This is a genomic window from Streptomyces flavochromogenes (assembly GCF_000717595.1).
In the GTDB taxonomy this organism is placed as follows: domain Bacteria; phylum Actinomycetota; class Actinomycetes; order Streptomycetales; family Streptomycetaceae; genus Streptomyces; species Streptomyces flavochromogenes.
In genome coordinates this window covers 116,864-125,346 of record NZ_JNZO01000026.1, presented here as the reverse complement: position 1 = coordinate 125,346, position 8,483 = coordinate 116,864, and the positions used below count along the sequence as shown (strand labels likewise).

The 8,483-nt window shown below is 72.7% G+C and carries 8 protein-coding genes and 1 pseudogene; 2 read left to right on the top strand and 7 right to left on the bottom strand.

Annotation, left to right across the window (positions count from 1 at the left end; all coding sequences use genetic code 11):
* Positions 1-133 precede the first annotated feature (133 nt).
* Genes IF00_RS0129830 through IF00_RS0129815 form a run of 4 tightly spaced genes read right to left on the bottom strand, consistent with a single transcriptional unit; the run spans position 134 to position 3,726 of the window.
* A complete protein-coding gene (locus IF00_RS0129830; protein WP_030323355.1) occupies positions 134-802 on the bottom strand; it encodes a response regulator in 669 nt (222 codons plus the stop codon).
* Positions 799-2,031, bottom strand: coding sequence for a sensor histidine kinase (locus IF00_RS0129825; protein WP_030323351.1), 1,233 nt, complete (start codon positions 2,029-2,031; stop codon positions 799-801). The genes IF00_RS0129830 and IF00_RS0129825 overlap by 4 nt, the downstream gene beginning before the upstream one ends.
* A gap of 13 nt (positions 2,032-2,044) precedes the next feature.
* Positions 2,045-2,827, bottom strand: coding sequence for an ABC transporter permease (locus IF00_RS0129820; RefSeq protein ID WP_030323349.1), 783 nt, complete (start codon positions 2,825-2,827; stop codon positions 2,045-2,047).
* Positions 2,824-3,726: an ABC transporter ATP-binding protein gene (locus tag IF00_RS0129815; RefSeq protein WP_030323347.1), complete on the bottom strand. Its 903-nt coding sequence runs from the start codon at positions 3,724-3,726 to the stop codon at positions 2,824-2,826. Before IF00_RS0129815 ends, IF00_RS0129820 begins: the two co-directional genes overlap by 4 nt.
* Positions 3,727-3,862: 136 nt before the next feature.
* Between IF00_RS0129815 and IF00_RS0129810 the strand changes: the two genes are divergently transcribed.
* Positions 3,863-4,420 (top strand): GNAT family N-acetyltransferase, encoded by a 558-nt coding sequence (locus IF00_RS0129810; RefSeq protein ID WP_030323345.1) that lies wholly within the window; start codon positions 3,863-3,865, stop codon positions 4,418-4,420.
* A gap of 20 nt (positions 4,421-4,440) precedes the next feature.
* Here IF00_RS0129810 and IF00_RS0129805 read toward each other — a convergent pair whose 3' ends face one another.
* Positions 4,441-4,797, bottom strand: a complete 357-nt coding sequence (locus IF00_RS0129805) for an HGxxPAAW family protein (RefSeq protein ID WP_030323344.1) — start codon at positions 4,795-4,797, stop codon at positions 4,441-4,443.
* Between the two features lie 99 nt (positions 4,798-4,896).
* On the opposite strand from IF00_RS0129805, the gene IF00_RS0129800 reads away from it, so the two are divergent.
* Entirely contained in the window at positions 4,897-5,376 is a 480-nt protein-coding gene (locus tag IF00_RS0129800) for a MarR family transcriptional regulator (protein WP_030323342.1), read from the top strand.
* A gap of 27 nt (positions 5,377-5,403) precedes the next feature.
* Here IF00_RS0129800 and IF00_RS0129795 read toward each other — a convergent pair whose 3' ends face one another.
* Together IF00_RS0129795 and IF00_RS41655 are read right to left on the bottom strand one after the other, a co-directional pair.
* Positions 5,404-7,071, bottom strand: coding sequence for a P-loop NTPase family protein (locus IF00_RS0129795; protein WP_030323340.1), 1,668 nt, complete (start codon positions 7,069-7,071; stop codon positions 5,404-5,406).
* Positions 7,072-8,472 (bottom strand): annotated as a pseudogene (locus IF00_RS41655) (ATP-binding protein). It lies immediately after the preceding gene.
* Positions 8,473-8,483: the final 11 nt, after the last annotated feature.

Genomic DNA, 8,483 nt, shown 5'->3' with positions numbered 1-8,483 from the left:
GATGGTACTGCAGGGGGGACCCTGTGGGAGAGTAGGACGCCGCCGAACAATCATTGTGGGAAAGCCCCGCACCTTCATGGTGCGGGGCTTTTCTGCGTTTACGGGCCGGAACCCCTTTCGGGGCCCCTTCGGGTCAGGCCGGCGTGACCAGCTGGGTGTCGTACGCGAGGATCACCGCCTGGACGCGGTCGCGGGCGCCGGTCTTCGCGAGGATCCGGCCGACGTGGGTCTTCACCGTCGATTCCGCGAGGTGAAGGCGTTCGGCGATCTCCGTGTTCGTCCAGCCCTGGCCGATCACCGTGAGGATCTCGCGTTCCCGCTCCGTGAGGGAGGCGAGTCGTGGGTCCTCCGGGTTCTGCTCCGCTGTGGCGGACGACGGCAGGTGGTGGATGTAGGCGTCCAGGAGGCGGCGGGTGAGGCTCGGGGCGACGACCGCGTCGCCACTCGCGACCGCTCGGATGCCGGCGAGGAGTTCCTCCGGCTGGGCGTCCTTCACCAGGAAGCCGCTGGCGCCGGCGCGGAGGCCGTCGTACGCGTACTCGTCGAGGTCGAAGGTCGTGACGATCAGGATCCGCGTGCGGTCGCCCGTGGCGACGATCCGGCGGGTCGCCTCGATACCGTCGAGTCCGGGCATCCGGATGTCCATCAGGACGACGTCGGGGTGGTGCCGGTCGACCAGCCGGATCGCCTCGGTGCCGTTGGACGCCTCCCCGACGACGGTCATGTCGTCCTGGCTCTCCAGCAGCATGCGGAAGCCGAAGCGCTGCATCGGCTGGTCGTCCGCGATGAGAACGGTCGTCACGAGGGGGAGTCCTCCCGGGGAAGTCGGAGCCTGACGTGCCAGCCGCCGGTCGGCAGCGGGCCGGTCTCGAGTGTGCCGTCGTAGAGGGCCGCGCGCTCCCGCATCCCGGTAAGTCCCTGGCCCTGACCGGACGGTGGGGGCGGGACCGCCGGGCCCGTGTTCGTGATCTCGGCCCTTGCCTCCTCGGAGGTGTGGGTGAGGAGCACGGTCGCCTTCGCGCCCTCGCCCGCGTGCTTCAGGGCGTTCGTCAGGGCTTCCTGGACCACCCGGTAGACGGTCAGCTGGGCGCCCGGGGTGAGGGGGCGGTCGGGGGAGGCGCTGCCCCGGTCGAACCGCACCGGCAGGCCCGCGTTCCGTACGCCGGTGATCAGCGCGTCGAGGTCGGCGAGGGTGGGCTGGGGGTCGCGGGCCGCCGCCTCCTCGTCGTCGTGCAGGACGCCGAGGAGCCGGCGGAGTTCGGCGAGGGCCTCGCGGCTGGTGGTACCGATGGCTTCGAGGGCCTGGGCCGCGCGCTCGGGGTTCTTCGCCGCCGCGTACCGTCCGCCGTCCGCGAGGCCCGTGATGACGGAGAGGTTGTGGCCGATGATGTCGTGCATCTCGCGGGCGATCCGGGTCCGTTCGGCCGCCGCCGCGAGTCGTACCTCCTGGTCGCGTTCGATCTCCAGGCGGCGGGCCCGGTCGACGAGCGCCGCCGTGTGGTCCTTGCGGGCGCGGACCGCGATGCCGAGGAGTGCGACGAGCGCGTAGGCCCACAGGGTGGGGACGACGTGCTGGTCCCAGCTTCCCCGGGGGAAGAGGACCGCCCCCGTCAGGAGCGGCGGCAGGAGCAGGGCCGAGGCCCACAGGAGGGTGCGGGGTGGGCGGGTGAGGGCGATGTGAAAGACCGGGACCATCTGGAGGTAGCCGGCCTGCAGGAAGGCGCCGGACGCGGCGCTGACCAGCGCCGCGCAGGCCATCACGGTGAGCACGGCCAGGGGCCGTCGGCGACGCCGGTACAGCGGGAGGGAGAGGCCGAGGCTCAGGGTGACCACGAGCCAGACGGGCACGGACGGGTCGGGGGCGGTGTTCCGCCAGCCGCCCGACGCGTCCACCAGGGTCACCGCCGCCCAGAAGAGCGTCAGCGTGGAGTCCCACAGCCGGGGTCGGCGGGTGTCGAACGCCCGGGTCCGCGCGAGCAGTCGCTGGAGGGAGCGGCTGAGGCCCGTCGTCGCGGTCGCTTCCGTGGTCACCCGGTCATCATCCTCATACGTCCCGGCGCTTGAGCAACAGCGCGGGGACCGCGAGCGTCGCGGCCGCCCACAGGAGCAGGGCGAGCAGGGCGGCTCCGGGGGAGGCGGCGCCCGGGAGCGGGGTGGCCGAGCCGAGGGCGCCGGCGGCCTGGGTGGGGAAGTACCGGACGGCCGTCTCCATCGCCTCGTACGGGAGCATCCCGAGGACCTCGGGCAGGATCATCACGCCGCCGACGAATGCGCCGATCGCGCCGGGTACGGAGCGGAGGGTCGCGCCGAGGCCGAGGGCGATCAGGCCGAGGAGGGTGATGCCGGCGGCGTTCCCCGCGAGGGCGGCGAGGACGCCGTCGTCGGTGAGGGAGGCGGCCTGGTCCGTGTCGGAGAGGAAGACCTGCGCGGTGAGGAAGGTCAGCAGGTTGGTGGCGAAGGTGAGGGTGAGGGTCACGCCGGTGTAGACGGCGGCTTTCGCCGTCAGGACGGGAAGGCGGCCGGGGACGGCGGTGAGGGAGGCGCGGATCATGCCCGACGCGTACTCGCCGGCCGTGACCAGGATGCCGAGGACGGCGAGGGCGATGGCGCCGAGCTGGCTGCCGTAGAGGGTGAGGATGACGGTGTCGACGTCCGAGTCGCCGCCGTCGGAGGTGTAGGTGGCGCCCATGAGGATGCCGACGCCGAGGACGAGCGCGGTGGCGGTGAGGACGGTGATCCAGGTCGAGCGGACGGTCCACAGTTTGTGCCACTCGGAGTGGAGCACGCGCGCGTGGGTGAGCCGTGGGGTGACGGTCGCGGTGGTCATGCGAGGGCTCCCTGGTATTCGACGGAGTCGTGGGTGAGGGCCATGAACGCCTGCTCCAGGGAGGCGGCCCGGGGCGTCAGTTCATGGAGGGGCAGGCCGTGGGCGGCGGCCGTGCGGCCGATCTCCGGAGCGTCCGGGCCGGTGACGAGGAGGGTGTCGGGGGCCTCCAGGGTGATGCCGGCGCCGGGGAGCAGGTTCCGCAGCCGGTCGGCCTCCGGGGTGACGACCTTGACGGAGGCGCCGCCGGAGGCGCGGACGAGCGCGTCGACGGTGGTGTCGGCGAGGAGCCGGCCCTTGCCGATGACGATCAGGTGCTCGGCGGTGAGGGCCATCTCGCTCATCAGGTGGGAGGAGACGAGGACGGTACGGCCTTCGGCGGCGAGGGACTTGAGGAGGGTGCGGATCCAGAGCACGCCCTCGGGGTCGAGGCCGTTGACCGGTTCGTCGAGGACGACGGTGGCCGGGTCGCCGAGGAGTGCGGCGGCGATGCCGAGGCGCTGGCCCATGCCGAGGGAGAAGCCCTTCACGCGCTTGTCGGCGACGTGGGTGAGGCCGGTGACGGCGAGGACCCGGTCGACGCGGGAGCGCGGGATGCCGTGGGTGAGGGCGAGGGCCGTGAGGTGGTGGCGGGCGGAGCGGCCGGGGTGCACGGAGCGGGCTTCGAGGAGGGCGCCGACGCGGGTGAGCGGGGCGCCGTGCCGGGCGTACGGGCGGCCGTCGACGGTGGCGTGGCCGCGGGTGGGGGCGTCGAGGCCGAGGATCATGCGGAGAGTGGTGGACTTTCCGGCGCCGTTGGGGCCGAGGAAGCCGGTGACGGCGCCGGGCTGGACGGTGAAGCTGAGGTCCTGGACGACGGTGGTGTCCCCGTACCGCTTGGTGAGGTTCTCTGCTCGGATCATGCTGACGACGCTAGGGAGCGGGCGGCGGGCGTTCGTCCGACCTGGGGCGGCAGGTCGGGCGTCGGTGTAGTACCGGGGTACGACGGGGAGCGAAAAGCCCTTGTCAGGGCTTTGCGGGCGTCGGAGGATCGGGCCCATGGACTTTTCGATACGTGTCATCCGCGCCGACGAGTGGGAGCAGACCCGCGAGATCCGCCTGGCGGCCCTCCGGGACCCGATCGCGCACCTCGCGTTCCTCGACACGTACGAGGCCGCCGTTCAGCGCCCGGACTCCTTCTGGCAGGAGCGTGCCGAGGGGGCGTCGGAGACGGGCGACGGGAAGGCGCGGCAGTTCGTGGCCGAGGCCCCGGACGGGAGTTGGGTCGGCACGATCTCGATCCTGGTGGAACGGCCGTCGGACGAGGTGCGCTTCGGGGAGCCGGCGAAGGTCGACCAGACGCACATCGTGGGTGTCTACGTGCGGCCCGAGGTGCGGGGGACCGGTGTGATCGACGCGTTGTTCCGTGCGGGCGTCGAGTGGTCCTGGTCGCTGACGGAGCCGGTCGAGCGGGTGCGGCTCTACGTCCACGAGGACAACGCGCGGGCCGCCGCTTTCTACCGCCGGTTCGGCTTCGTGGCGACGGGTGACCGGGTGGCCGTCCCGGGGCACGACAGGGCGATGGAGGAGGAGTACGAGGTGCGGCGGGCCTCGTAGGCGTCGGTGGAGGACCGGAATCAGGGGCGGCCGGGGGCCGGTTCGGGGTGCGGCCGCGTCCGGGCGGTGACCGTGACGGGGCGGCCCGCGAGGCGGCAGCCGAGGCAGTCGGGGTGGCCGTGCCGGGCGCCGGAGTCGCGGACCCGCCAGTCCCACTGGTCGGCCGGGCGGGGGCCGGAGGGCTTGCCCCAGCCCGTCAGGTGGAGGGTCCAGGTCGCGGTGGCGGCGAGAACGGCCAGTGCCGCGCCGAGCCACAGGGCCCAGGTGCGGTCCAGGCAGATTCCGGCTCCGGCGACGGCGGAGCCCAGTCCGGCGAGGGTGGTTCCGGTCCATCCGGCCAGGGTGTGGCCGAGGTCGACGTCACCGTGGGCGCTCATGGATGCTCCTGTGGGGGTCTCGGGGCAGGCAGGATGAAGGCATCGGTGAGAACTGTTTATCTCACGAGCTAAGTAACTTAGATGCTAAGGAGTCTCTGCGTGGAGGGCAAGAGCCGTCCCCCGGCCACCGTCGGCGAGGCGATCCATCGGATGGACGCGTACGTGGCCCTGGGCCTCATCGGCCAGCAGGAGGTCGCCCAGGCCCTCGGCCTCAACGTCACCGATCTGACCTGTCTCGGGCATGTGCTCGGCGCCGGCGAGGACCCGCTGTCGGCCGGGGACCTTGCGGAGCGCGCCAACCTCACCACGGGGGCCGTGACAGGGGTGCTCAACCGTCTGGAGAAGGCCGGGTACGCCCACCGGGCCCCGGACCCTGCCGACCGGCGGCGAGTGCGCGTGGTCGCCGACCCGGACGCGGCCGCACGGGTCGTCGCGCTGTACCAGCCGTTCTACGCCCGCCTGGAGGACGTCTTCGCCCGGTACACCCCGGAGGAGACCGCGGTCATCGCCGACTGGTTCACCCACGCCGCCGAGGCCGCACGCGCCCACCTGCACTCCCTGCGGGGCCGCGCCCTCTGACCCCGGAGCGGGTCGAGGCGGCGCCCCTCAGCGGCTCAGGGAGGTTTCCGGCCACCTGGTGCGGGCCTGTTCCGGCGAGCGCATCAGGGCCAGGGTCGGGAGGCCCTGGGTGTGGCCGGTGGCGAGGAGCTCCGGGAGCCGGGGGAGCGGGGCCACGGCGGCGACGTCGTCCAGGACGAGGGTCATTGGTGGGTCGAGCCGACCGTCGGATGACCGTGCGGCCATGCGGCGGCCGTGCTCGACCACGCTTGCGGCGAGCGCCGTCAGGAGCGGCATCGCGCCGGGGTCGGTGCGGGGATCCTCGATCGGTTCCCCCACCACGTAGAGAGTGCCCCCTTCGGGGAGGAATGATGCCAGCGCCAGCGAATCCGTTCGATTCGGGGTGCAGGCCTCCCGGATGTGGATCGAGGAGAGCGACGCCAGCGCACGGGCCGTCAGTTCCTGTGCCATGCGGCGGCTTTCCGGGTGCGCTGTGAGCGCCGATTCGAGCAGACCCGCGTGGCCGGAGGCCGCCTTCGGGTGGCTGCGGAGGATCCGTACCGGCTCGTGGGCGCCCGTGCCCTGTGCCCAGCGGTGGACCTGGCGGAACGGGCGCCCGTCCACGGCGGCAGCGTGCAGCCAGCAGCGCAGGAGCGTTTCCGCAGTGTCCGCGGTGGCCGCGTCCAGCCGGGAGTGCGGGCGCACCGGGGCCAGCAGGGCGACCGCCCGCTCCGCGGCCACGGCCGGGTCCTCGCAGCGCTCGGACGGCGACCAGTGGAGTCGCGCGGGCGTGTCGCACAGATGGCCGGGATCGTGGACGAGGACCGGGCCGAGCTTGCCGCGCGCGTCCTTGGTCGCGGACCAGAGAGCGGGGTCGGAGGTGACGACCAGGACCGGGCCCTCGGCGTCCTGGACGGCCTGGACGGCTATGGGGCGGCGGGCGTCCGGGGGGCCGTAGAACGTACGGGTCGCCCGACCGGCGGCGGCGCCCAGGTGCGCAGCGGGAACGGGCGAGGTCACGAGGGGCGCGGGCACGACCGGCGCCCCCGCCCCCGCCCCCGTGCCCGCGGACGTTGGTTCGGCGGGTGCCGGGACGACGGGCATGGCCGCGGTGGCCGCCGGCACGGGCGGCGGAGTGGCGGGCGTCGCAGTGACGGGCGCCGGGGCCGCCGGGACCGGTGACGTCGCGGCCGTGGGGGCCGCCGGGACCGGTGATGCCGCAGGGGTCGTAGGGGCCGCAGGGGCGGCCACCGCGGGGGTCTCCGTCCGGGGCGGGGTGACCCGAGAGGCCTCGGCGGAGACCTCCGGGGCCCTTTCCTCCCGTACCGGAGCCGCGGCGGTGTGCCCGTACACCCCCGCCTTCCTGTTGGCGCGCACCGCTCGCCAGCGGGCCAGGGTGCCCAGGGCGAAGATCGCGAGGACGAAGAGGATCATCGCCTCGCCGATCAGCAGGCCCCAGAACAGGCCGTAGCCGGAGAGCTGGCCCGGCGGGGTGGCCGGCCAGGCCGCCGCGAGGTCCGTCGGGGCCGTGGCCAGGGAACGCAGGGCCGACGGCGTGCCCATGAAGGCGACGCCCCGCGGCCAGGCGCCGTGGGAGAACAGACCGGCCAGGCCGGTCGCCGACCACACAAGGACCGTCAGGCACAGAAGGAGGCCGAACAGGCTGAGCAGCAGCCCGTCGGAAACCCCTCCCCCGCCCTTCCGTGCCGTCTCCATCTATGCCACCGTCGACTGCGAAGTGCCGTTCATCTGCTGCTCGATGAGGATCGCGCGCTGCTCCGTCTCCCATTCGAGGTCCGGGTCACCGGCCGGGGCCGAGGCCTCCGTCATGGCGCGGTCCGTGTAGACCAGCGGGCGTTCTCGTTCGGTGATGAGGTGTTTGACCACCTGCACATTGCCGTTGACGTCCCACACCGCGATGCCGGGAGTGAGGGTCGGGATGATCTCGACCGCCCAGCGGGGCAGGCCGAGGACCCGGCCCGTGTTGCGCGCCTCGTCGGCCTTCTGGGCGTAGATGGTCCGGGTGGAGGCCATCTTCAGGATCGCCGCGGCCTCCTTCGCCGCGGCTCCGTCGACGACATCGGACAGGTGGTGGACGACGGCCACGAAGGACAGGCCGAGGCGACGACCGAACTTGAGCAGCCGCTGGAACAGCTGCGCCACGAACGGGCTGTTGATGATGTGCCAGGCCTCCTCGACGAGGAAGATGCGCTTCTTCCGGTCGGGGCGGATCCAGGTGTGCTCCAGCCAGACGCCGACGATCGCCATGAGGATCGGCATGGCGATGGAGTTGCGGTCGATGTGGGAGAGGTCGAAGACGATCAGGGGCGCGTCGAGGTCGATGCCGACGGTCGTCGGGCCGTCGAACATGCCCCGGAGGTCACCGTCGACCAGCCGGTCCAGGACGAGGGCGACGTCCAGGCCCCAGGCCCGTACATCGTCTATGTCGACGTTCATCGCCTCGGCGGATTCCGCCTCGGGGTGGCGGAGCCGCTACACGATGTCGGTGAGGATCGGCTGGCGGTGGGCGGTGTGCTCGACGACGTAGGCGTGGGCGACCTTGAGCGCGAAGCCGGACCGCTCGTCGAGGCCGTGGCCCATCGCCACCTCGATGATCGTCCGGAGCAGGGCGAGCTGCCCGGTCGTGGTGATCGACGGGTCGAGCGGGTTGAGGCGGATCCCGGAGTCGTTGGCGACCATGGGGTCCAGGCGGATGGGGGTTATCCCCAGCTCCTGCGCGATGAGGTTCCATTCGCCGACGCCGTCCTCGCCCTGGGCGTCGAGGACCACGACCTGCCGGTCGCGGAAGCGGAGCTGGCGGAGCACGTACGTCTTCTCGAGCGCCGACTTGCCGTTGCCGGACTCGCCGAGGACCAGCCAGTGGGGGGCGGGGAGCTGCTGCCCGTACAGCTGGAAGGGGTCGTAGATGTACCCCTTGCCGCTGTAGACCTCGCGGCCGATGATCACGCCGGAGTCGCCGAGGCCGGGGGCGGCCGTCGGCAGGTAGACGGCCTGGGCCTGCCCGGTGGAGGTGCGGACGGGCAGGCGGGTCGTCTCCACCTTGCCGAAGACGAAGGAGGTGAAGGCGTCGGTGAGGACGGACAGCGGATCTCGCATGGGTCTGTGCC

Bases quoted from the DNA above. Each gene is read 5' to 3' on its own strand.
- IF00_RS0129820 (WP_030323349.1), bottom strand. From the start codon at position 2,827: ATGACCACCGCGACCGTCACCCCACGGCTCACCCACGCGCGCGTGCTC.
- IF00_RS0129815 (WP_030323347.1), bottom strand. From the start codon at position 3,726: ATGATCCGAGCAGAGAACCTCACCAAGCGGTACGGGGACACCACCGTC.
- IF00_RS0129810 (WP_030323345.1), top strand. From the start codon at position 3,863: ATGGACTTTTCGATACGTGTCATCCGCGCCGACGAGTGGGAGCAGACC.
- IF00_RS0129805 (WP_030323344.1), bottom strand. From the start codon at position 4,797: ATGAGCGCCCACGGTGACGTCGACCTCGGCCACACCCTGGCCGGATGG.
- IF00_RS0129795 (WP_030323340.1), bottom strand. From the start codon at position 7,071: ATGGAGACGGCACGGAAGGGCGGGGGAGGGGTTTCCGACGGGCTGCTG.